The organism is Sphingomonas aquatilis (genome assembly GCF_014196115.1).
Lineage (GTDB): Bacteria > Pseudomonadota > Alphaproteobacteria > Sphingomonadales > Sphingomonadaceae > Sphingomonas > Sphingomonas aquatilis.
The window spans coordinates 44,244-63,111 of the sequence record NZ_JACIDB010000007.1 but is presented as its reverse complement, the minus strand read 5'-3'; the positions used below and the strand labels follow the sequence as shown (position 1 = coordinate 63,111).

General features: G+C 67.8%; 25 protein-coding genes and 2 tRNA genes. 18 read left to right on the top strand and 9 right to left on the bottom strand.

What is annotated here, in order from left to right; translation table 11 throughout:
- The first annotated feature begins 16 nt into the window (after positions 1-16).
- Genes folE through GGR47_RS14305 form a run of 3 tightly spaced genes read left to right on the top strand, consistent with a single transcriptional unit; the run spans position 17 to position 1,745 of the window.
- The gene (folE, locus tag GGR47_RS14315; protein ID WP_043060083.1) at positions 17-643 is read left to right on the top strand and encodes a GTP cyclohydrolase I FolE; all 627 of its coding nucleotides are present in this window, start codon (positions 17-19) and stop codon (positions 641-643) included.
- Complete coding sequence (locus tag GGR47_RS14310; RefSeq protein WP_147034870.1) at positions 643-1,398, top strand: SDR family oxidoreductase; 756 nt, start codon at positions 643-645, stop codon at positions 1,396-1,398. Before folE ends, GGR47_RS14310 begins: the two co-directional genes overlap by 1 nt.
- Complete coding sequence (locus GGR47_RS14305; RefSeq protein ID WP_147034871.1) at positions 1,395-1,745, top strand: dihydroneopterin aldolase; 351 nt, start codon at positions 1,395-1,397, stop codon at positions 1,743-1,745. The genes GGR47_RS14310 and GGR47_RS14305 overlap by 4 nt, the downstream gene beginning before the upstream one ends.
- Before the next feature lie 122 nt (positions 1,746-1,867).
- Here GGR47_RS14305 and GGR47_RS14300 read toward each other — a convergent pair whose 3' ends face one another.
- A complete protein-coding gene (locus GGR47_RS14300) occupies positions 1,868-2,710 on the bottom strand; it encodes a methyltransferase domain-containing protein (RefSeq protein WP_063685570.1) in 843 nt (280 codons plus the stop codon).
- A 42-nt stretch (positions 2,711-2,752) separates the two neighbouring features.
- Here GGR47_RS14300 and GGR47_RS14295 point away from each other — a divergent pair, with 42 nt between their 5' ends.
- The 6 genes from GGR47_RS14295 to GGR47_RS14270 all read left to right on the top strand — a co-directional run bounded on the left by GGR47_RS14295 (position 2,753) and on the right by GGR47_RS14270 (position 5,750).
- Positions 2,753-3,514 carry a ComF family protein gene (locus GGR47_RS14295; protein ID WP_147034872.1) on the top strand — a complete coding sequence of 254 codons (762 nt, stop codon included), beginning with the start codon at positions 2,753-2,755 and terminating at the stop codon, positions 3,512-3,514.
- 32 nt (positions 3,515-3,546) lie between these two features.
- Positions 3,547-3,804: a glutaredoxin 3 gene (gene grxC / locus GGR47_RS14290; RefSeq protein WP_017979352.1), complete on the top strand. Its 258-nt coding sequence runs from the start codon at positions 3,547-3,549 to the stop codon at positions 3,802-3,804.
- Between the two features lie 10 nt (positions 3,805-3,814).
- The gene (locus GGR47_RS14285; protein ID WP_147034873.1) at positions 3,815-4,636 is read left to right on the top strand and encodes a carbon-nitrogen hydrolase family protein; all 822 of its coding nucleotides are present in this window, start codon (positions 3,815-3,817) and stop codon (positions 4,634-4,636) included.
- Positions 4,633-5,064, top strand: a complete 432-nt coding sequence (locus GGR47_RS14280; protein WP_147034874.1) for a DUF1178 family protein — start codon at positions 4,633-4,635, stop codon at positions 5,062-5,064. Before GGR47_RS14285 ends, GGR47_RS14280 begins: the two co-directional genes overlap by 4 nt.
- A 44-nt stretch (positions 5,065-5,108) precedes the next feature.
- Positions 5,109-5,185 (top strand) — tRNA-Arg (locus GGR47_RS14275).
- A 100-nt stretch (positions 5,186-5,285) separates the two neighbouring features.
- Entirely contained in the window at positions 5,286-5,750 is a 465-nt protein-coding gene (locus tag GGR47_RS14270; RefSeq protein WP_063685562.1) for a hypothetical protein, read from the top strand.
- 12 nt (positions 5,751-5,762) lie between these two features.
- Here GGR47_RS14270 and GGR47_RS14265 read toward each other — a convergent pair whose 3' ends face one another.
- Positions 5,763-6,134 (bottom strand): DUF4175 domain-containing protein, encoded by a 372-nt coding sequence (locus tag GGR47_RS14265; RefSeq protein ID WP_221204809.1) that lies wholly within the window; start codon positions 6,132-6,134, stop codon positions 5,763-5,765.
- A gap of 103 nt (positions 6,135-6,237) precedes the next feature.
- Here GGR47_RS14265 and GGR47_RS14260 point away from each other — a divergent pair, with 103 nt between their 5' ends.
- Both GGR47_RS14260 and GGR47_RS14255 read left to right on the top strand, forming a co-directional pair.
- Positions 6,238-6,906, top strand: a complete 669-nt coding sequence (locus GGR47_RS14260; protein ID WP_246343067.1) for a hypothetical protein — start codon at positions 6,238-6,240, stop codon at positions 6,904-6,906.
- Entirely contained in the window at positions 6,903-7,700 is a 798-nt protein-coding gene (locus GGR47_RS14255; protein WP_147034877.1) for a DUF6630 family protein, read from the top strand. The genes GGR47_RS14260 and GGR47_RS14255 overlap by 4 nt, the downstream gene beginning before the upstream one ends.
- A 51-nt stretch (positions 7,701-7,751) precedes the next feature.
- On the opposite strand, the gene GGR47_RS14250 is transcribed toward GGR47_RS14255, so the two are convergent.
- On the bottom strand, positions 7,752-8,324 hold the full coding sequence (locus tag GGR47_RS14250) for a hypothetical protein (RefSeq protein ID WP_147034878.1): 573 nt from the start codon (positions 8,322-8,324) through the stop codon (positions 7,752-7,754).
- 61 nt (positions 8,325-8,385) lie between these two features.
- Between GGR47_RS14250 and fumC the strand changes: the two genes are divergently transcribed.
- The 3 genes from fumC to GGR47_RS14235 all read left to right on the top strand — a co-directional run bounded on the left by fumC (position 8,386) and on the right by GGR47_RS14235 (position 10,266).
- Positions 8,386-9,774 (top strand): class II fumarate hydratase, encoded by a 1,389-nt coding sequence (fumC, locus tag GGR47_RS14245; protein WP_147034879.1) that lies wholly within the window; start codon positions 8,386-8,388, stop codon positions 9,772-9,774.
- 79 nt (positions 9,775-9,853) lie between these two features.
- On the top strand, positions 9,854-10,069 hold the full coding sequence (locus GGR47_RS14240) for a hypothetical protein (protein WP_017979343.1): 216 nt from the start codon (positions 9,854-9,856) through the stop codon (positions 10,067-10,069).
- Complete coding sequence (locus GGR47_RS14235) at positions 10,066-10,266, top strand: hypothetical protein (protein WP_147034880.1); 201 nt, start codon at positions 10,066-10,068, stop codon at positions 10,264-10,266. The genes GGR47_RS14240 and GGR47_RS14235 overlap by 4 nt, the downstream gene beginning before the upstream one ends.
- Before the next feature lie 58 nt (positions 10,267-10,324).
- Here GGR47_RS14235 and GGR47_RS14230 read toward each other — a convergent pair whose 3' ends face one another.
- Positions 10,325-10,927, bottom strand: coding sequence for a DUF2585 family protein (locus tag GGR47_RS14230; protein ID WP_183949572.1), 603 nt, complete (start codon positions 10,925-10,927; stop codon positions 10,325-10,327).
- On the opposite strand from GGR47_RS14230, the gene gmk reads away from it, so the two are divergent.
- The gene (gene gmk / locus GGR47_RS14225) at positions 10,926-11,591 is read left to right on the top strand and encodes a guanylate kinase (protein ID WP_024310297.1); all 666 of its coding nucleotides are present in this window, start codon (positions 10,926-10,928) and stop codon (positions 11,589-11,591) included. The genes GGR47_RS14230 and gmk overlap by 2 nt on opposite strands.
- A 210-nt stretch (positions 11,592-11,801) precedes the next feature.
- Here gmk and GGR47_RS14220 read toward each other — a convergent pair whose 3' ends face one another.
- From GGR47_RS14220 to rplU, 3 genes are all read right to left on the bottom strand, one after another.
- On the bottom strand, positions 11,802-12,365 hold the full coding sequence (locus GGR47_RS14220) for a GNAT family N-acetyltransferase (protein ID WP_244304929.1): 564 nt from the start codon (positions 12,363-12,365) through the stop codon (positions 11,802-11,804).
- Positions 12,366-12,537: 172 nt separating this feature from the next.
- The gene (gene rpmA / locus GGR47_RS14215) at positions 12,538-12,807 is read right to left on the bottom strand and encodes a 50S ribosomal protein L27 (RefSeq protein WP_018250697.1); all 270 of its coding nucleotides are present in this window, start codon (positions 12,805-12,807) and stop codon (positions 12,538-12,540) included.
- 27 nt (positions 12,808-12,834) lie between these two features.
- A complete protein-coding gene (gene rplU / locus GGR47_RS14210; protein ID WP_017979337.1) occupies positions 12,835-13,131 on the bottom strand; it encodes a 50S ribosomal protein L21 in 297 nt (98 codons plus the stop codon).
- Positions 13,132-13,385: 254 nt separating this feature from the next.
- Here rplU and GGR47_RS14205 point away from each other — a divergent pair, with 254 nt between their 5' ends.
- Entirely contained in the window at positions 13,386-16,172 is a 2,787-nt protein-coding gene (locus GGR47_RS14205) for a TonB-dependent receptor plug domain-containing protein (RefSeq protein ID WP_147034881.1), read from the top strand.
- 42 nt (positions 16,173-16,214) lie between these two features.
- On the opposite strand, the gene hspQ is transcribed toward GGR47_RS14205, so the two are convergent.
- Positions 16,215-16,613: a heat shock protein HspQ gene (hspQ, locus tag GGR47_RS14200; RefSeq protein ID WP_371859724.1), complete on the bottom strand. Its 399-nt coding sequence runs from the start codon at positions 16,611-16,613 to the stop codon at positions 16,215-16,217.
- Positions 16,614-16,744: 131 nt separating this feature from the next.
- On the opposite strand from hspQ, the gene GGR47_RS14195 reads away from it, so the two are divergent.
- A tRNA-Ser gene (locus tag GGR47_RS14195) sits at positions 16,745-16,834 on the top strand.
- A gap of 198 nt (positions 16,835-17,032) precedes the next feature.
- On the opposite strand, the gene GGR47_RS14190 is transcribed toward GGR47_RS14195, so the two are convergent.
- Positions 17,033-17,911 (bottom strand): LysR family transcriptional regulator, encoded by an 879-nt coding sequence (locus GGR47_RS14190; protein WP_147034883.1) that lies wholly within the window; start codon positions 17,909-17,911, stop codon positions 17,033-17,035.
- A gap of 203 nt (positions 17,912-18,114) precedes the next feature.
- Between GGR47_RS14190 and GGR47_RS14185 the strand changes: the two genes are divergently transcribed.
- Positions 18,115-18,810 carry a type 1 glutamine amidotransferase domain-containing protein gene (locus GGR47_RS14185; RefSeq protein ID WP_147034884.1) on the top strand — a complete coding sequence of 232 codons (696 nt, stop codon included), beginning with the start codon at positions 18,115-18,117 and terminating at the stop codon, positions 18,808-18,810.
- The last annotated feature ends 58 nt before the right edge of the window (positions 18,811-18,868 follow it).

The window sequence follows — 18,868 nt, the reverse complement described above, 5'->3', positions numbered from 1 at the left end:
GCTGAAAGGGTATGGAATGTCACACGATCACGCGGCACCGGACGACGGAGATCTGGTCGGCTCCGCGGCCGAGGCTGCGATCCCCCAGGATGTGGCGGAAGCGATCCGCACGCTGATCCGCTGGGCAGGCGACGATCCCACGCGCGAAGGGCTGGTCGACACGCCGCGCCGTGTCGCCAAGGCATGGCGCGAATATTGCGCCGGCTATGGCGACGATCCCGCGCATCATCTGTCGCGCGTGTTCGAGGAGGTCGGCGGCTATGACGAGATCGTGCTGCTGAAGGATATCCCCTTCCAGTCGCATTGCGAGCATCACATGGCGCCGATCATCGGCAAGGCGCATATCGCCTATCTGCCCAAGGATCATGTCGTCGGCATCAGCAAGCTGGCGCGCGTGCTGCACGGCTTTGCCCGGCGGTTGCAGGTGCAGGAGCGGCTGACCGCGGAAGTCGCCGATTGCATCTGGCAGAATCTGCGCCCGCAGGGTGTCGCGGTGGTGATCGAGGCGAGCCACGCCTGCATGACCGCGCGCGGCGTGCGCACGCCCGGCGTGTCGATGGTGACGAGCCGGATGATGGGCGTGTTCCGCGACGACGAGCGCAGCCGCAAGGAGGTGCTGTCGCTGATGGGCCTGCGCAGCTGATGGCCAGTCCGGCGCTGGGGCATGTGCTGGTCACGGGCAGCGGCAAGCGGCTGGGCGCGTGCATCGCCCGCGCCTGTGCCGCCGCCGGGTGGCGCGTGGTGATCCATTACGGCCAGTCCGCCGATGACGCGCAGGCGCTGGCGGGGGAGATCGGCGGTGCAGTGGTGCAGGGCGACCTGTCCGACCCGTCGCGGGCGGCGGCGCTGTTCGCACGCGCCCGTGCGGCGGCGGGCGGCCCGATCGCGGCGCTGGTGAACAGTGCGTCGGCGTTCGAGTTCGACCGGCCCGAGGCGATCGATGCAGACCTCGCGGCCCGACTGCACGCGATCAATGCGGTGACGCCGGCGATGCTGGCGAGCGCGCTGGCGGCGCAGGATGACGTTGCGGAGGGGGCGGTGGTCAATCTGCTCGACCAGAAGCTCGCCAATCCGAACCCCGATTTCTTCAGCTACAGCCTGAGCAAATATGCGCTCGCCGGTGCGACGACGATGCTGGCGCAGGCGCTGAGTCCGCGCGTGCGGGTGAATGCGGTGGCACCGGGGATCACCTTGCCGAGCGGCGGGCAGAGCGAGGCGGACTTCGCCGCGGTCGCATCCGACAATCTGCTGCGCCACCCGGTGGGGGCGGACAATGTCGCGGCGGCGGTCGTGTACCTGCTCGGTGCGCGCAGCGTCACCGGCCAGACGCTGTACGTTGACGCTGGCCAGCGGTTCGTGCCTAGCGCGCGCGACGTGATGTTCGGGGATGAGGCATGAGCGTCTACACCACGATCCTCGACGGGCTGGAGGTGGCGATGCGCCTCGGCATCCATCCGCACGAGGCCGAGCCGCAGCGGGTGCGCCTGTCGGTGTGGATGACGGTGGATTATGCCGCGCCGCCCAGCGCCGACCGGATCGAGGACGTGCTCGATTACGACTTCGTGCGCGACGGTATCCGGCGGCTGGCCGATGGGCCGGGCTTTGCGTTGCAGGAGACGCTGGTCGATGCGGTGGCGGCGCTGTGCCTTGCCGATCCGCGCGTGCGCCAGGTGCGCGTGCGTTCGATGAAGCTGGATGTGTACCCGGACGCGGCGGTGGGCTGCGAGATCGAGCGGGGGCGGTAAGGGCGGCCTACCCCCGTCACCCCGGACTTGATCCGGGGTCCCGCTCTTTTCGCCGGCAAAGCAGAAGTAGCGGGATCCCGGATCAAGTCCGGGATGACGGAGCGTTAGAGGAACTTAGAAAATCAGGGCGTCTTCAAGGCTGCCGCGAGGCTGGCGGTGGCGCTGCCGCGGCGGGCGGGTTGCGGCTGCGAGGCGTCGGGCGCCCAGCCGGTGAGGAAGACGATCGAGAAGCGCTCCGTCGTCCGCCCGTCCGGCCCCGCCGCTTCGGCGAAGGCGGCGGCGGCGCGGGCGAGCGTGCCGCGCGTCATGCCGGTGCGCGCGGTCAGGATATTGCCCAGCGCACTGCCGCGCAGATCGTCGAGCAGTCGTCCGAAGCTCGCATAGCGCACGTCGAGCGTCTCGACGTCGGCGACCGGCAGGGTCAGTCCAGCGCGGACGAGCAGGTCGCCCGCCGAGCGGACGTCGATCTGCGGGTGCAGGCGGGGGGCGGGCCGGTCACCCTCCGCCGCGCGGAACGCGGCGCGGAGCGCGGGCAGGCTGCCGGCGCCGAGGAAGGCGCCGAGGAACACGCCATCGGGGCGCAACGTGCGGCGGATGAGCGACAAAGCGCCGGGCAAATCGTTGACCTGATCGAGCACGCCGGCGCTGAGCACCGCATCGAAACTGGCATCGGCGAAGGGCAGGCGGTCTTCGTCGGCCTGCACGCCGCCGCTGGCGCGCGCGAAGGCGAAGCCGGGGTCCATCCGCGCCACCCGTGCGCCGGGCACCATGAGCGCGGTGTCGCTGGCGCCGACGTCGAGCACGTCGGCGAAATCGCGCTTCACCGCGGCGAGGCGTTCGAGCAGCCCGTCGACCATCGTCTCACGCAGGAAGGCGTGGGCGGCATAGTCGCCCGCAGCGGCGCGGTCGCGGCGGCGGCGGCGGGCCGCGGCGTCGAAAATGGCGTTGGGGGCGGGACTGGTCACGCGCCGGCTTGTGCCTTTCGGACGGCCGGGCGACAAGCGGGCATGAGCCGATTTGCGCCACGCATCGCCGCGTCCGCCTGGAAGGGGCTGGCGGGCGGCGTCGGGGTGCTGGTCGCCCAGGCGCTGCCGCCGCGCTGCCCGGGGTGCGGCGAGCCGGTGGCGGCGGACCATCGCTTCTGCGCCGCCTGCTGGAGCAGCCTGCACCTGATCGGGCCGCCGTGGTGCGCGACCTGTAACCTGCCCTTCACGCATGCGATGGGGGAAGGCGCGCAATGCGCGGCTTGCCTTGCCGATCCGCCGCGCCACCGCGGGGTGCGGGCGGCGGTCGCTTATGGCCCGATCGCGCGGCAGCTGGCGCTACGGTTGAAATATGGCGGGCGGATGGGAATTGCGACGACGATGGCGCAGCGGATCGCGCCGCTGGTGCCCGTGGACATCGACCTTTTGGTGCCGGTGCCGCTGCATCGCTGGCGGCTGTGGTCGCGCGGCTACAACCAGGCCGGGTTGATCGCGGCGGCGCTGGCGCGCGAAACGGGGCTGCGGCACGATCCCTTCGCGCTGATCCGGCGGCGGCGGACCGCGGCGTTGCGCGGCATGGGGCGCAAGGCGCGGGCGCGGGCGGTAAAGGGGGCCTTTGCGGTGCCCGACCCGGCGCGGGTGTGCGGGCTGCATATCGGGCTGGTCGACGACGTCTACACCAGCGGCGCGACGACCGACGCCTGCACGGCAGTGCTGCTGCGCGCGGGGGCGGCATCGGTGACGATCCTGTGTTGGGCGCGGGTGATCGCGGAGAGCGACGATTGACAAGACCGCCGTCGCATCACACCTCCACAGGCATGGCAAAGGTCGAAATCTACACCAAGGCATTCTGCCCCTATTGCTCGCGCGCGATGCGGCTGCTGGCCGACAAGGGCGTCGAGCCGGTGGAATATGACATCACGATGGGTGGGCCACAGCGGCAGGAGATGATCCAGCGCGCCAACGGGCGCACCACCGTGCCGCAGGTGTTCATCGACGGCGCGCACATCGGCGGGTCGGACGATCTGGCGGCGCTCGACGCGCGCGGCGGGCTCGATCCGTTGCTCGCCGGCTGACGTCACCCCCGTGCTGATCGCGCTGTTGCAGATGACGAGCGGGATCGACCCCGCCGTCAACGCCGCGGACCTGCGCCACGGCATCGCCGCGGCCAAGGCGAACGGCGCGGGCATGGTCTTCGCGCCCGAGATGGCGGGCCTGCTGGATCGCGATCGCGCGCGGGCGGCCGCGTCGATCCATGCCGAGGGCGACGACCCCGTGCTGGCGACGGTGCGCGAGGCGGCGGCGAAGGCGGGGATCTGGATGCAGCTGGGATCGCTGGCGATCCGGCGTGACGATGGGCGGCTCGCCAATCGCAGCTTCGTGATCGACGACACGGGTGCGATCCGTGCGCGCTACGACAAGCTCCACCTGTTCGACGCGGATCTGCCGACGGGCGAGAGCTGGCGCGAATCGGCGAGCTATGCGCCGGGCGACACGGCGGTGGTGGTCGATACGCCGCTGGGCGGCATGGGACTGTCGATCTGTTACGATCTGCGGTTCGCCGGCCTGTATGCCAGGCTGGCGCAGGCGGGCGCGACGGTGCTGTCGATCCCGGCGGCGTTCACGCGTCCGACCGGCGCGGCGCACTGGCACGCCCTGCTGCGCGCCCGCGCGATCGAAACGGGGTGTTTCGTTGTCGCTGCGGCGCAGGCGGGAGCGCATGCGGACGGCCGCGCGACCTATGGCCATTCGCTGGTCGTCGATCCCTGGGGCGACGTGCTGCTCGACATGGGCGAGGCGCGCGGGCTGGGCTTTGCCGAGGTCGATCCGGCGCGCGTCGCCGATGTGCGGGCGCGCATGCCGGTGCTGCAGCATCATCGACCCATTCCACCGGTGGTCCGGGCGTGATCGTCTTCGACCTGCGCTGCGACGGTGGCCATGTGTTCGAGGCGTGGTTCCAGTCGAGTGCGGCCTATGAGACGCAGCGATCTGCGGGCCATGTCGTCTGCCCGATGTGCGGCACGACCGGGGTGGCCAAGGCGGTGATGGCGCCGGGCATCCCGGCCAAGGGCAACACGCGCGAGGCGGCGCCGTCGCCCGATGTCGTGAAGGCGGCGCTGCGCGAGCTGGCGGGCCTGCAGGCCAAGGCGCTGGAGGGATCGCAATGGGTCGGGCGCGACTTTGCGACGCGGGCGCGGGCGATGCACGACGGCGAGGAGACGGTGAGCGCGATCCATGGTCAGGCGAGCCTTGCCGAGGCGAAGGCACTGGTGGAGGAGGGCGTGCCGATCGCGCCGCTGCCGCTGCCTGTGCGGCCGCCCGAAGAGGCGAACTGACGGGCTGGACCCTGCGCCCGCGCACCGGTATCAGGCGAGGCAGTGGCCCCGTAGCTCAGCAGGATAGAGCGCCAGATTCCTAATCTGTAGGTCGCGCGTTCGAATCGCGCCGGGGTCACCATCGCTGCCGGTCGCGGACGGCCCGTATCGCGAATAGCTGCTTTCCATCCGGAACGGACGCTTTTATGCCTGCCTGCGGTTCGACGGCAGGAGCAGGCGCAATGTACACCGAGATCGTCAGGCTGCTCAGCGCCGGGGCGCTGGACGACGATGCCGTGCGCGAGAAAGCGGCGGAAGTGGACGCGGCGGTGACCGACCCCGAAGACTGGCTGCGGGATTACGATCCCGAGGAGATCCGGCAGCTGGTGGTCGAGATGACGCTGGGCGAGTTCTTCTTGATCGGCGACAAGATCGATGAGCTGCACGAGCTGATCAGCGACGAATTTGCCGAGCCGCTGCCGCCGTTCCCCTATCGCGAGGATCAAGAAAAGGTGCTCTCGAAGGACTATTTCGCGTGGCTCGACGCGCAATTGCTCGCGCGGCCGACTGCATGGGAAGTGGTGTCGTGGCACAATGGTCTCGACGACAATCTGCACGTCGTCATCGTCCGCCGATCCGACACCGATCGGCTGCTGGCGCTGGCCGGCACGATGGGGCTGCGCGTAGAGCGGGCGACCGCCATCTGAGCGGTGTTGGGTCTAGGTCCGGGGTCGGATGAACAGATCGCGGGTGGCGCGTCCCTCCGCGCGGGCGCGGCGGATCGACCGGACGATGGCATAGGCGAAGGCGGCGAGGCCGGCGATCCAGAGCAGCGGCGTCAGAAGAAACCAACCCAGCAGCGCGAACAGGGTCGCGCCGAGCAACAGCCGGCTGAGCGGTCCTGCGCGGCCCAGCCCGATCCACACGACCGGCGCGAGGAGCAGCGTACCGAGCAGCGCGACGAGCATCGCCGCATAGCCGCACGCCCCTTCGAAACAGGAGCCGAAGACGCCGGGGTCGATCGCCCTCGCGACGCCGGTCCCCGCCAGCGCGAGGACGAAGGCGAGCGTCAGGGACAGGATCACTCTCATGCCCCCGACAGGTGACGGCGCGCGGGATGCGGGTCAAGCCTGTCCGATTCTGACCATTGATCCCGTTGGCCTGCGCTGGCAGACACGCGTCATGATCCGCCGCATGTCCTTCGTCCTGCCGCTCGTGCTGACGCTGTCCCTGCCGCCCTCTGCCGAAGCGCAGGCCGCGCCGGTGCCGGCCGATGCGCCGGCCGCGCTGACGCCGGAACTGCTGAGCGATGCGCTGTCCTGCCGGTCGCGCGACGCGCTGGAGGCCTTTGCCAACGGGCTGTTCCTCGACCCGAAAATCCCCGCCTGGATGAAGGAGGGCGCCCCCGACACGGCAACCGAGGGCATGCTGGGCATCGAAGGCTATACGCTGACGACGCCTGCGTCGCTGATGGGGCAGCGCGTCGATCGCGTCTATTTCCTCGACAACTGGATCGTGACGCTGTGGCCGCGCAAGGTCGCCGAGGCGTTCATCGTGGCGCACGGGCTGAAGCGCGCGCCGATCGCGATCACCGAGCAATATTATCGCTTCGTCGATCCCAAGAGCGGCCCGATGCTTGGGGCGTTCGCGCCGACGGGCAATGCCACCGCCGCGTTGCTGGCCAAGGCGTTCGGGGCGAAGGCACCGCCGTCGCCGCCCGCCGGCAGCCTGTTCGTCGGCTGCAACTATGCCCCGGTGTCGGAAGCGGAATTCCTGGCGGTCGCGCGTCGGGCGTCGGGTATGGCCTCGGATGCGAGCCGTGCCGTCGCCGACGATGTCGGCGCGGTCGTCCCGCCGCAATGACCGACGCTCCGTCCGACCTCGCCGATCGCTATGCGCGTCGGGTGCTCGCCCTGATCGGCCATTGTCCGGTTGGGAAGTCGTTGAAGGCGCAGGACACGGGGCGTTTCGCCGACTGTTCGCGCAAGCGGGGCAAAGCAGAGCTGCGCCTGAAGGTGGGGCTGCGATCCGACGTGACGGGTCGGGCGTTGCTGCATGCCCGGTTCCGGATCGGCTTCCCGTTCGGCCGCGAGCCCGTCGTCGTGCTGCACCATCTCGAAGGGCGACGCGAGACCGACGAGCTGACCGCCCGGCAGGAAAAATTCCTGTCCGCGCTGATGACCTGGGCCGAGCAGGTCCTGCCCGATGTCACCCCGACGGAGCCGGGTCCACGGACCCCGCTGTGGCAACGGCAGTTCGCCGAGCTGTACCATCGACTGTCCGGCCGGTCGCTCGCCAGCGCGCGGCGGCGGTTGCGCGAGGGCTTTTTCGTCGATCAGGAGGATACGTCGGAGTCGATGCGAATCGATTCCTTCCTCGAACTGCTCAGCGAAGAGGGGTGGGTCGCGCTGGTCGACTGGAAGGAAGAGACGGTCGACGAACTCGTGCAGGAGATCGCCCGGCAGCGGCTCGCGGCAGCACGGGTGCGATCGGTGGACACGATCGATCCCACCAGCCTGGCCGAAGCCGGCTATGCCATCATCTCGCTGGAAGACGGCAGCGACGGATCGACGATCGCTATCGCGGCGCGCGACGACATTGAAACGGTCGCGCAGCTGCTGGCGGAGGTCGCCCCGCACATGACGCTGCGGGCCTGACGCTTCGGGCCTGATTTATCGCCGGAGCGGCTCCGGCCGCTAGACCGAACGCTATTTGCGGTCGGGGACGTGGACGACCCGCATCGGCGTCGCGCAGGCATAGGCCGCCTTATAGGGCTGGCCCCAGCAGCGGTCGAAGCCTTCGAACACGTTCATATTGAGCGGCCAGCGGATCGGCAGAGGCTTGCCGTCCGGGCCGTTGAACGTGAACCCGGCGGGCTGCGGCAAGGCCGCGAGCCGCGCCCGGGCGGCATCGAAGGCGGCGCGGTCGCGATCGAGAAAGGCGATCGTACCGTCGACATAATGGTTCCAGCCGATGCGGTCCTTCGCCGCCGGCTTGTACGACTGTCGGAAGAGCGCGATCGCCTGCGCGATCTGGCCGATGTCGGCGCGCAGCTGCCCCTCGTGCCAGAACAGGATGGTATCCTGCGCCTTGTGCGCGATCCGCCAGTCACGGATCAGGTCGGCGGCCTCTGCCTCGCAACCGTCCTCTTCCAGCTTGCGCCAGCCCCCGGTCATGTCCTGATCGAACGCCGCCTGATCGAGCGCCAGCATCGCGGCGCGGTCGTAATGGCAGGGGCCGGCAGCGATTGCGGCCTGCGCGATTAGGGCAAGGAACAGCATGTCGCAAAATTGGCACAGCCCCTGTCTTGCAACAAGCGCTTGTCTGACGAATTGGAGCAGCATGACCACGCGCACCGAAACCGATTCGATCGGACCGATCGAGGTTCCCGCCGACGCCTATTGGGGCGCCCAGACCGAACGCAGCCTGGAGAATTTCCCCTTCGGCCCGCGCGAGCGGATGCCGGTGGAGATCGCCCATGCGCTCGCCATCGTGAAGCAGGCGGCGGCGCGGGTGAATCGGCGCCACGGGCTGGACGCGCACAAGGCCGATGCGATCGAGGCGGCGGCGGCGGCGATCGTCGCGGGCGATCTCGACGATCAGTTCCCGCTCGTCATCTGGCAGACGGGCAGCGGCACGCAATCGAACATGAACGTCAACGAGGTGATCGCCGGCCACGCCAACGAGGCGTTGGCGGGCACGCGCGGCGGCAAGACGCCCGTCCACCCCAATGACGACGTCAACCGCGGCCAATCCTCGAACGACAGTTTCCCCACCGCACTGCACGTCGCCGCCGCACTGGCGGTGACGCAGCAGTTGTACCCGGCGCTCGACCGGCTGCATGCGGCACTTGACGCCAAGGCGGTCGAATGGCGCGATCTGGTGAAGATCGGCCGCACGCATTTGCAGGACGCGACGCCGCTGACGCTGGGACAGGAGTTTTCCGGCTATGCGCAGCAGATCGCCAATGCCCGCGACCGGATCGCCGGCACATTGGAACGCAACATCATGCCGCTGGCGCAGGGCGGCACGGCGGTCGGCACCGGCCTGAACGCGCCCGCCGGCTTCGCGGAGGCGGTGGCGGCGGAGATCGCCGGCCTCACCGGCCTGCCGTTCGTCACCGCGCCCAACAAGTTCGAGGCGCTGGCCAGCAACGACGGCCTGGTCGACCTGCACGGCGCGCTCAACGTGCTCGCGGTGGCGCTGACCAAGATCGCCAACGATATCCGGCTGCTCGGCTCCGGCCCGCGGTCGGGCTTGGGCGAGCTGGAACTACCCGCCAACGAACCGGGCAGCTCGATCATGCCGGGCAAGGTCAATCCGACTCAGGCCGAGATGCTGACGATGGTTGCGGCGCAGGTGATGGGCAACAATGTCGCCGTCACCGTCGGCGGCCTGCAGGGCCATATGGAGCTCAATGTCTTCAAGCCGCTGATCGGCGCCAACGTGCTGCGCTCGATCGCGTTGCTCAGCGTCGGCATGACCAGCTTCGCCGAGCGGACGGTGGAGGGGATGACCGCCAATCGCGCGCGTATCGCCGAACTGCTCGACCGGTCGCTGATGCTGGTGACCGCGCTGGCGCCCGAGATCGGCTATGACAATGCCGCCAAGATCGCCAAGCACGCCCATCAGCACGGCCAGACGCTGAAGGAGGCAGGGCTGGAACTGGGGCTGGTCGATGCCGAGACGTTCGACCGGCTGGTCCGCCCGGAAACGATGATCGGTCGCTGATCGCCCGGACGGGTCCGCCGCGGAACTTCCCCGTGGTTCGCGCGCTTGCTGGGGGCGTAACAAACACGAAGGGCATGGCGTGAGTACGACGACCACGGGCGCGCTGATCGGCGCGGCAATCGATTCGATCTCGGGCGACGACGACAGCGTCGCGGACGGCGCGATCATCGGCGCCGTCACCGCGAACGTGCTGAAGGTCGTGCTCCCGCTGGCGGTGACCTACGCGGTCGGCTGGGCGGTGCTGCGTGGCGCCGAGCAGCTGAAGGATCAGATTTTCGGAAAGGTGGAAGCATGATCGGCAAGATTATCGGTGCATTGGTGGGTCGCGAAGTCGAGCGCCGCAATGGCGACAGCGGCCTGAAGGGCGCGGCGATCGGCGCGCTGACCATGGGCGCGATGCGGCGCATGGGGCCGCTCGGCATGATCCTGGGCGGCGGCTATGTCGCCAAGAAGGCCTATGATCGTCGCAAGGCAGCGCGCGGCCAGATCTGATCGAGGGTTGGTGTGGCCCCGGCGATATCGCCGGGGTCGCGCTTCCTACGGGCTGCCGCTAACCCATCTGCCAATGCCGGATCGCCTCGACCGGCGCGATCAGCATGATGAGGTTCAGCGTCAGATTGTCGCGGATCGCGACCAGCGCCACCACTTCCAGCAACACGACCAGCACGGCGCTCGCCCACCAGGGCAGACGCCGCGCGATGGCGAACCCCAGCATCATGCAGCCGATGTCGCTGAGCGAATTGAGGATGCTGTCGCCGCTATAGCCCCAGGCCATCGTCACGCTGCGGTAGCGATCGATGATGAGCGGCGAGTTTTCGAGGATTTCCCAACCCGATTCGATCGCCACGGCCAGGACGAGCCGGGCGGTCCATGGCCAGCGACGCAACGCCAGCCAGCCCGCCGCATAGAAGAGCAGGCCGTGGACGATATGGCTGAGGCTGTACCAATCGGCGATCTGCTGGCTGTTCTGGTCCGATTGTACCGCCCCATGCCACAGCGCGATTCGGCCGCACGGGCAGATCGGCGAGCGGCCCATGACGAACAATGTCGTCGCAGTCAGCACCAGCACGGCGGCGATCAGCCAGCCACTTTTCGCCGCCAACCACGCGCCCACGCTTGACGCCCGGCCCGCGGCTACGCCAGTAGCGCGCATGCCGTCCTCCTCCCCCAATGATCCGCACAACTTCCGCCGCCGCGGCATGTTGTTCGTTCTGTCCTCGCCTTCGGGCGCCGGCAAGTCCACCATCGCGCGCAAATTGCTCGCGGACGAGCCCGGCCTCGAAATGTCGGTGTCGGCGACGACGCGCGGCATTCGTCCGGGTGAGACCGACGGCAAGGACTATCACTTTGTCGGGCTTGAGGAATTTCGCCGCATGGTGGCGGACGACGAATTTCTGGAATGGGCCCATGTCTTCGGTCACCGCTACGGCACGCCGCGGGCGCAGGTCGAGGCGATGCTGGCCGCGGGCAAGGACGTGCTGTTCGATATCGACTGGCAGGGCGCACAACAGCTGTTCCAGATCGCCGGCGGCGACGTGGTGCGCGTGTTCATCTTCCCACCCTCGATGGAGGAATTGCGCGCGCGGCTGACGAATCGGAACACCGATTCGGCCGAGGTGATTGACGCGCGCATGGCACGCGCCGCCAATGAGGTGAGCCACTGGGACGGGTATGACTATGTCCTGGTCAATGACGACGTCGAGGAATGCTTCCGCGGCGTGAAGACGATCCTGGCGGCCGAGCGCCTGAAGCGATCGCGCCAGACCGGGCTGATCGGCTTCATCCGCAAGCTGACGCGGGTCGCGGAGAAGCATTGAGGGGCCGGGGCGCCTTTCGCTGTCAGTAGGTAGCACCGGGCACCACGAACATTCCGTCACCCCGGACTTGATCCGGGGTCCCGCTTCTTCAGGGGCGCCCGCATATAGCGGGACCCCGGATCAAGTCCGGGGTGACGGTGGAGGTGGGGTTAGCCGGTAGTGGATCGGCGTGACGAGGTGGCGGGTCGGCGAGTCACCGAGCCCCCCCCCTCACGCGGCGATACGCAGGGCCGGGTGATCCTCCTCTGCCGCGTCCAGATCGAGCGTGTAGGCGATCGACGGCGCCGGTTCGGTCCGGCCCAGCGAAGACCTGACGACCGTCTGCCCGGTCGGCCGGAAGCCGAGCTTGCGCAGGACGGCGCCCGACGCCGGATTGTCGGCGAAGTGCCAGCCGGCGATGCGCCGCAGACCCAGCGCGTGCCGCGCCATCGCGATGACGGCATGGCCCGCCTCGGTCGCATAGCCGCGGCCCCAAGCGGCGGGGGTGAGCCAATAGCCAAGGTTGGGCTGGCCATCCATTTCCGAAATGCCAATGCCGCCGACGATTGCCGGGGCGCCATCGGGCCATGCAAGATCATGGCTGACGATCAGCATCCGCGCATCATCGGGCGCATGCGGACGGGCGCAAAACGCCTCTGCATCGGACAGTGTGTAGGGGTAGGGGACCCGGCTCAGCATCCGGGTGACCGCTTCGTGATCGATCGCGGCGGCCAGCTCGGCCGCATCCTCCGGCCACGCCGGCCGGAGCGTCAATCTGTTGGTTCTCGCGAACATTCCTGCTCTCTCCTTGGCCACGCCGCTGCCACGCGCCTGTGACGCGGCAGGGACAGTCGGGGTCGGGGAGCAAGAAAAAAGGGAGCCGGGGTGACCCGTCTCCCTTGTTTGGTTGGCATCTTGTGGAAGATGCGACCGGGTCACCCTGGTGGGCAACCCGGCTGGTTGCCCGTTATTCTGCGGCTTCCGCCATAATCTGCACCGAGCAGAATTTACGGCCGAGCTTGCCTTCGTGGAACGCCACGCGGCCGTCGACGAGCGCGAACAGGGTATGGTCCTTGCCCATGCCCACGTTGGCGCCCGGATAGAACTTGGTGCCGCGCTGACGCACGAGGATGTTGCCCGCGATCGCTTCCTGACCGCCGAACTTCTTCACGCCAAGACGACGGCCGGCCGAATCACGACCGTTGCGCGACGAACCGCCTGCTTTCTTATGTGCCATGCTGCTCTACTCCTGTTCGCGCTGGGCTCAGCCGACCGAAACGATCTTGAGGATCGTGTGGTTCTGGCGATGGCCGTTCTTGCGGCGATAATTGTGACGGCGGCGCTTCTTGAAGACGATGACCTTCTCGCCCTTCGCCTGTGCGACGATCTCGGCGGCGACGGTCAGACCCTCGACGCTCTTCAGCTCCGAGCCTTCGCCCGCGAGCAGGACATCACCCAGCGTGATCGATGCGCCGGCTTCGCCGTCCAGCTTCTCGACGACGATCTTGTCTCCGGCGGCGACGCGATACTGCTTGCCGCCCGTGCGCACGACTGCGAACATGGCTCTAGTCACTTCCCAAAAAACATGTGCCCGCACAGGGAGACCCGGCGGGATGAGCGGCGGCAGCTAAGGAATGTGCAGGCTTCTGTCAACCTTTGAAGCGGGGCACGTCGACATTCATCATGTGGCGGCGCAGCAACAGCGTTATGACAAACGTATGCAAGGTCTGTGACGATGACTTGCCCGGCCCCCAGCGCGACATAAAGTGTCGTCGATCGTGACGGTAACTAAGCCGCACGAAACAGGGGAATATCATGAAGCGCGCAATCTTGCTTGCCGGCGTCGCCGTGCCGGCATCCCTGGCGGTCTTCGCCGCACCCGCCTGGGCGCAGGCGGTGCAGTCGGCGCCCAGCCAGGAAGCGACGGCCGATACGTCGGCGCAAAGCGACGAAGCGGCCAACCAGATCGTCGTCATCGGCAGCCGCGTCGCCAATCGGACCGCGATCGACAGCCCCGTGCCGATCGACGTCATTTCGGGCAGCGCGCTGCAGGCGTCAGGCACCGGCGAGCTCAACAAGACGCTGAACCAGCTGGTCCCCTCGTTCAACTTCCCGCAGCCCTCAATCGCCGACGGCTCCGACGTGACGCGGCCCGCGACGCTGCGCGGCCTCAACCCCGACCAGACGCTGGTGCTGCTCAACGGCAAGCGCCGCCACGTGTCGGCGTTGCTCAACATCAACGGCACCGTCGGGCGCGGATCGGCGGCAGTCGACATGAACATGATCCCCGCACTCGCGATCCAGCGGGTCGAGGTGCTGCGGGACGGCGCCTCCTCGCAATATGGCTCGGATGCGATCGCGGGCGTGATCAACGTCCAGCTCAAGACCGCGAGCGAAGGCGGCCGCGCGCAGGTAAGCTACGGCAAATATGTGACGACGCTGGACGGGGTGGCCAATTTCAACGGCCTGCTCGGCAATTCCCCATCGCTGGACCCGACCGACTCGCGCTACCTGCAGGCGAACAGCAACGGCGAGCGCAAGGCGCGCGACGGCGCTATGCTGACCTATGGCGTCAACGTCGGCCTGCCGATCGGCAACGGCGGCTTCTTCAACTTTACCGGCGAATATCGCGACCGCGACTTCACCAACCGCCAGGGCTACGACCTGCGGCCCAATTACATCCGTCCGTCGTCGACCACCTTCGACTCGCGCGAAGCGAGCTTCAACCGCCTCGACTTCCGCTACGGCGATGCGAAGACGCAGGACTTCAATTTCCTCATCAATATGGGCCAGCCACTGGGTTCGGCCGACTTCTACGCCTTCTTCACCTATGGTCACCGCGACGGCCTGTCGGCGGCGAATTTCCGCCAGCAGTCGGCGGCGACCAACCGCGACTTCTCGGCGATCGCGCCCGGCACGACGCCGACCAACGCCAATTTCGTCGGCCTGACGCCGGACGGCTATTTGCCCAAGATCCAGTCGAGCATCGACGATCTGTCGGCGACCAGCGGCATCCGGGCCGACGTCGCGGGCTTCAAGGGCGACTTCTCGCTCGGCTTCGGCCGCAACGAGCTGAGCTACCGGACCGAAAATAGCGTCAATGTCTCCTTCGGTCCGCAGAGCCAGCGTTCGTTCGATGCCGGCGGCCTCGCCTTCTCGCAGATTCTGGCGAACGCCGATCTGTCGCGCCAGTTCGACGTCGGCCTGGCGGGTCCGCTGACCTTCGCCTTCGGCGGCGAATATCGCCACGAGATCTTCCAGATCCGCCCCGGCGATCCGCAGTCGTATCAAACCGGCCCGTTCTTCCAGGCGACGCGGACCACCACGGCGGCGAACTGCACCACGCTGGGCGGCGTGTACGGCGGGGGCGCCGCGGCGACCGGCAGCTGCTCCTTCCCCGGCCGTACCGCGGCGGCGGGTGCGCAGGGCTTCGGCGGCCTGCCAGCCTCGGCGCGCACCAACGTTAACCGCAACAGCTATGCCGGCTATCTGGAGTTCGACGCCGACCTGTTCACCGGCTTCACCGCGACCGCGGCGGGTCGTTACGAACATTACAGCGACTTCGGCGATACGGTGAACGGCAAGCTGGCGCTCCGCTACGAGCTGACCGACGGGTTCGCATTGCGCGGGTCGGTGTCGAACGGCTTCCGTGCGCCGTCGCTGCACCAGCAATATTTCACCACCACCTCGACCAACTTCTTGTCTGGCGTGCCGGTGGACGTGTCGACCGTCGCGGTGAACAGCCCGGTGGCGCGCGCGCTCGGCTCGCAGCCGCTCAAGCCCGAAAAGTCGGTCAACCTGTCGGGCGGTGCGACGCTCAATCCGTTCCGCGGCTTCAACCTGACGGTCGATTATTTCCACATCAAGATTCGCGACCGCATCGTGCTGTCGGAAAATCTGGGTGCGGCGGGCGTCGGCACGGCGGCGCAGAATGCGGCGGTGCAGCAGGTGCTGGTGGCGAACGGCTTCAACACCGTCGGCGCGGCGCGCTTCTTCATCAACGGCCTGGATACGACCACGCAGGGCGTCGATGCGGTCGCGACCTATCGCGCCAATCTGGGCGGTCTGGGCGCCTGGAATTTCTCGGCCGCGTACAACTACACGAAGAACCAGATCGATAAGCGGTTGAACACGCTGGGGTCGCTGGCGCAGATCCCCGGCCTCGTGCTGTTCGGACGCGTCGAGGGCTTCCGGTTCGAACGGGGCCAGCCGCGCACGAAGGTGGTGCTGGCGACCGACGGCAAGATCGCCGGTATCGGCGTGTCGGCGCGGACGACGCGCTATGGTTCGGTCATCTCGCCCGAAACGACCGCCCCGATCAACGATGCGACCAGCCTGACGCTGCTCGGCCCGGACGATCAGGTGCTGCGCCCCAAGTGGATCACCGATTTCTCGCTGAGCTACGAATATCAGGGCGTGCAGCTGACGCTGGGCGTGGACAATGCCTTCGACGTCTATCCCGATCGCCGGCCGTTCGGCCTGCGCCCGGCGAGCGTTGGCGGCAGCTACCCGACGACCTATCAGTTCCTGCCGTACAGCAACTTCTCGCCGTTCGGCTTCAACGGGCGCTTCCTGTACGCGCGCGCGGCGATCAACTTCTAAGGGGACGGGGAGGGGCGCTACCGCGTCCCTCCCGCTGACCGGTCAGTGGCGGTGTTCGCGGCGCAGCGCGTAGCGCCCGTCGGTGAAATCGTCGAACAGGCCGGCGATCGCGGGATGGTCGACCGGCTCGTCGCTGTCGTCGACGACCAGATTCTGCTGGCTGACATAGGCGACGTAGCTCGAGTCCACATTCTCGGCGAGCAGGTGGTAGAAGGGCTGGTCCTTGCGCGGGCGCACCGCCTCGGGAATCGCCTCATACCATTCTTCGGTATTGGCGAAGACCGGATCGACGTCGAAGATCACGCCGCGAAAATCGAACAGGCGGTGCCGCACGACATCGCCGATCGAGAAGCGCGCATGCGCGACCGCGGGCGCATCGATCTCGACGACATTGGGGCGCCCCTGCGCGGGCAGGGTGCCGATAGGGTCATGACGGGGCATGCCCATAATTTAATCGTCTTTCCGCGCTGCACAAGCACAACGGCGCTTGCCACCGGAAAACCGAGCCGCTAAAGGCCCGCCCTCGACCGACGGATTGCGGGTCTTACCGACCTGCCAAGGACGTCTTCTGCGGAGAGGTGGCAGAGTGGTCGATTGTACCGCACTCGAAATGCGGCGTGCCTTTACGGGCACCGAGGGTTCGAATCCCTCCCTCTCCGCCACTTTGGCCCTTTTGGGCCATATCCATACCACTAAAAAATTGATGTAAACTGACAGAAATCGGCGGTTTTTGCGTGCGCTGACGTATGCGGGGATCCACGCCGATCCGCGCTCGGGGTCCATCGACGAATGTCCACGTCAATCGAGGCCGCCATCCACGGGTTGAGAAGTGAGCCCCACGATGTCGTGTCGACTTGACCTCAAATCCTCAGCGCGGCGATCAAGGCATCGCGGGCTAGCGCAACGCGGGGGTGCCGCAGCGACGAACGCGCCCAGACCAGGTAGAAGGTGTTGCGCGGCACCCTGATCGGCGCAGGTATCTCGACGAGCGTGCAGTCGGCCCGCTGCGCATGGGTCAGATAACCGGGCAGGACCGTCCAGCCGAGCCCCGCGCACAACCCCGATCGCAGTACGCGAAGGTCGGGGGCGGTCAGGGCAGGCTGACCGGCCAGCGCGATCCGGTTGGCCTCAAGCCAGGCGCGCAACAGCGGCCGGTCGAGGTCGTACGCCAGATGCGGTATGCGTGTCAGCGCGTCGGCCAGCGGCTGGCCCGCCATCCGCTCGATCACCGCCGGCGCGGCGACGGCGCGCAAATCCTCATCGCCGAGCCGATGAAAGGCGAGCCGGGGATCGTCCGGCTGCGATGCCGTCACGGCCAGATGCACCTTGTCTTCCAGCAACAGGCTATACAGCGCGTCCCGCCCGCCAATGTGGAGGCGCAGGTCGAGGCCCGCGTCCAGCAGCGGTCCCAGCCGGGGAGCGATCATCTCGCCCAGTAGATCCGACGGTGCGGCGATATGCACCGTCCCGGACATCCGCGAGGATCGCGCCCGCGCCGTGGCGAGCGCCGCTTCCGCTGTATCGAGGCTGTCGCCGATTGCCGCAGCCAGGTCGTCGGCGATTGCCGTGGCGCGCACGCCGCGCGAATGGCGATCGAACAGGGGATGGCCGAGCTGCGCCTCGAGCGAGGCGATATGCTGCGACGCGGCGGGCTGGGTGATGCCGATCGCGCGGGCCGCGTCGCTCAGCGAGCGACGGCGATAGACTTCGACAAAGGTGCGCAACTGCAACAGGGACATTGGGTTTCCATAACCTGTCTTATGGCCGATCGCCATTCCGCTTGGATTTGCTGATGCCGGCAAGGGCCTATCTCACTGGGCACAAGGACGAAAACGAACGCCCGGTCGCCGCTGCCGGATCGCACGGCCCTATGGCCTCGTTGTCGCGGGTGCGGCGGCGGGCACTCCGCGTTCGCGACGTCCACTCAGCAGGAGTTTCAAAGATGACCCGTATCCTCATGGTGACCACGTCCGCCGATCGCATGACCCCGGGGACCGAACCGACCGGCGTCTGGCTGGAAGAGCTGACCACCCCCTATTACGTCTTCCGCGATGCCGGTGCCGACGTGACGCTCGCCTCGATCAAGGGCGGCGCGGTGCCGGTCGACCAGCGCAGCGTCAATGCGGACGGCGAGAACGATGCCTCGGTCGAACGCTATCTGAAGGACGAAGCGCTGAAGGCCGAGGTTGCCGATACGCCGGTGTTCACCAGCATCGACCCCAATGGCTATGACGCGCTGTTCCTGCCCGGCGGCCACGGCACCATGTTCGATTATCCCGGCAGCGCGGAACTGGCGCAGCTGGTGGAGCGGTTCGACCGCGCGGGCAAGATCGTCGCCGCCGTCTGCCATGGCCCGGCGGGGCTGGTCTCGGCCAAGAAGGCGGACGGCACGCCCTTCGTCGCCGGTCGGCGTGTCGCGGGCTTCACCGATAGCGAGGAGCGCGCGGTCGGACTGGACCAGGCCGTGCCCTTCCTGCTCGAAACCCGCCTCAAGGAACTCGGCGGCCAGCATGAGGCAGGTCCGGACTTCGCCCCCTTCGCCCTGCGTGACGGCAATCTGGTGACGGGCCAGAACCCGGCGAGCGCGACCCGTACGGCGGAACTCGTGATCGAGGCCCTGAAGGGCCAGGCGGCGTGATCGTGCGGAATCTCCAGACCATGCTGCGCGTCGCCGATCCTGCGGCGTTGCTGCCCTC

Coding starts and splice junctions, on each gene's coding strand:
- folE (WP_043060083.1), top strand. CDS start 17: ATGTCACACGATCACGCGGCACCGGACGACGGAGATCTGGTCGGCTCC.
- gmk (WP_024310297.1), top strand. CDS start 10,926: ATGCCGTCCTCCTCCCCCAATGATCCGCACAACTTCCGCCGCCGCGGC.
- GGR47_RS14265 (WP_221204809.1), bottom strand. CDS start 6,134: ATGAGAGTGATCCTGTCCCTGACGCTCGCCTTCGTCCTCGCGCTGGCG.
- GGR47_RS14310 (WP_147034870.1), top strand. CDS start 643: ATGGCCAGTCCGGCGCTGGGGCATGTGCTGGTCACGGGCAGCGGCAAG.
- GGR47_RS14305 (WP_147034871.1), top strand. CDS start 1,395: ATGAGCGTCTACACCACGATCCTCGACGGGCTGGAGGTGGCGATGCGC.
- GGR47_RS14205 (WP_147034881.1), top strand. CDS start 13,386: ATGAAGCGCGCAATCTTGCTTGCCGGCGTCGCCGTGCCGGCATCCCTG.
- GGR47_RS14295 (WP_147034872.1), top strand. CDS start 2,753: ATGAGCCGATTTGCGCCACGCATCGCCGCGTCCGCCTGGAAGGGGCTG.
- GGR47_RS14260 (WP_246343067.1), top strand. CDS start 6,238: ATGTCCTTCGTCCTGCCGCTCGTGCTGACGCTGTCCCTGCCGCCCTCT.
- grxC (WP_017979352.1), top strand. CDS start 3,547: ATGGCAAAGGTCGAAATCTACACCAAGGCATTCTGCCCCTATTGCTCG.
- GGR47_RS14270 (WP_063685562.1), top strand. CDS start 5,286: ATGTACACCGAGATCGTCAGGCTGCTCAGCGCCGGGGCGCTGGACGAC.
- rplU (WP_017979337.1), bottom strand. CDS start 13,131: ATGTTCGCAGTCGTGCGCACGGGCGGCAAGCAGTATCGCGTCGCCGCC.
- fumC (WP_147034879.1), top strand. CDS start 8,386: ATGACCACGCGCACCGAAACCGATTCGATCGGACCGATCGAGGTTCCC.
- GGR47_RS14235 (WP_147034880.1), top strand. CDS start 10,066: ATGATCGGCAAGATTATCGGTGCATTGGTGGGTCGCGAAGTCGAGCGC.
- GGR47_RS14185 (WP_147034884.1), top strand. CDS start 18,115: ATGACCCGTATCCTCATGGTGACCACGTCCGCCGATCGCATGACCCCG.
- rpmA (WP_018250697.1), bottom strand. CDS start 12,807: ATGGCACATAAGAAAGCAGGCGGTTCGTCGCGCAACGGTCGTGATTCG.
- GGR47_RS14255 (WP_147034877.1), top strand. CDS start 6,903: ATGACCGACGCTCCGTCCGACCTCGCCGATCGCTATGCGCGTCGGGTG.
- GGR47_RS14190 (WP_147034883.1), bottom strand. CDS start 17,911: ATGTCCCTGTTGCAGTTGCGCACCTTTGTCGAAGTCTATCGCCGTCGC.
- GGR47_RS14220 (WP_244304929.1), bottom strand. CDS start 12,365: ATGTTCGCGAGAACCAACAGATTGACGCTCCGGCCGGCGTGGCCGGAG.
- GGR47_RS14250 (WP_147034878.1), bottom strand. CDS start 8,324: ATGCTGTTCCTTGCCCTAATCGCGCAGGCCGCAATCGCTGCCGGCCCC.
- hspQ (WP_371859724.1), bottom strand. CDS start 16,613: ATGCCCCGTCATGACCCTATCGGCACCCTGCCCGCGCAGGGGCGCCCC.
- GGR47_RS14230 (WP_183949572.1), bottom strand. CDS start 10,927: ATGCGCGCTACTGGCGTAGCCGCGGGCCGGGCGTCAAGCGTGGGCGCG.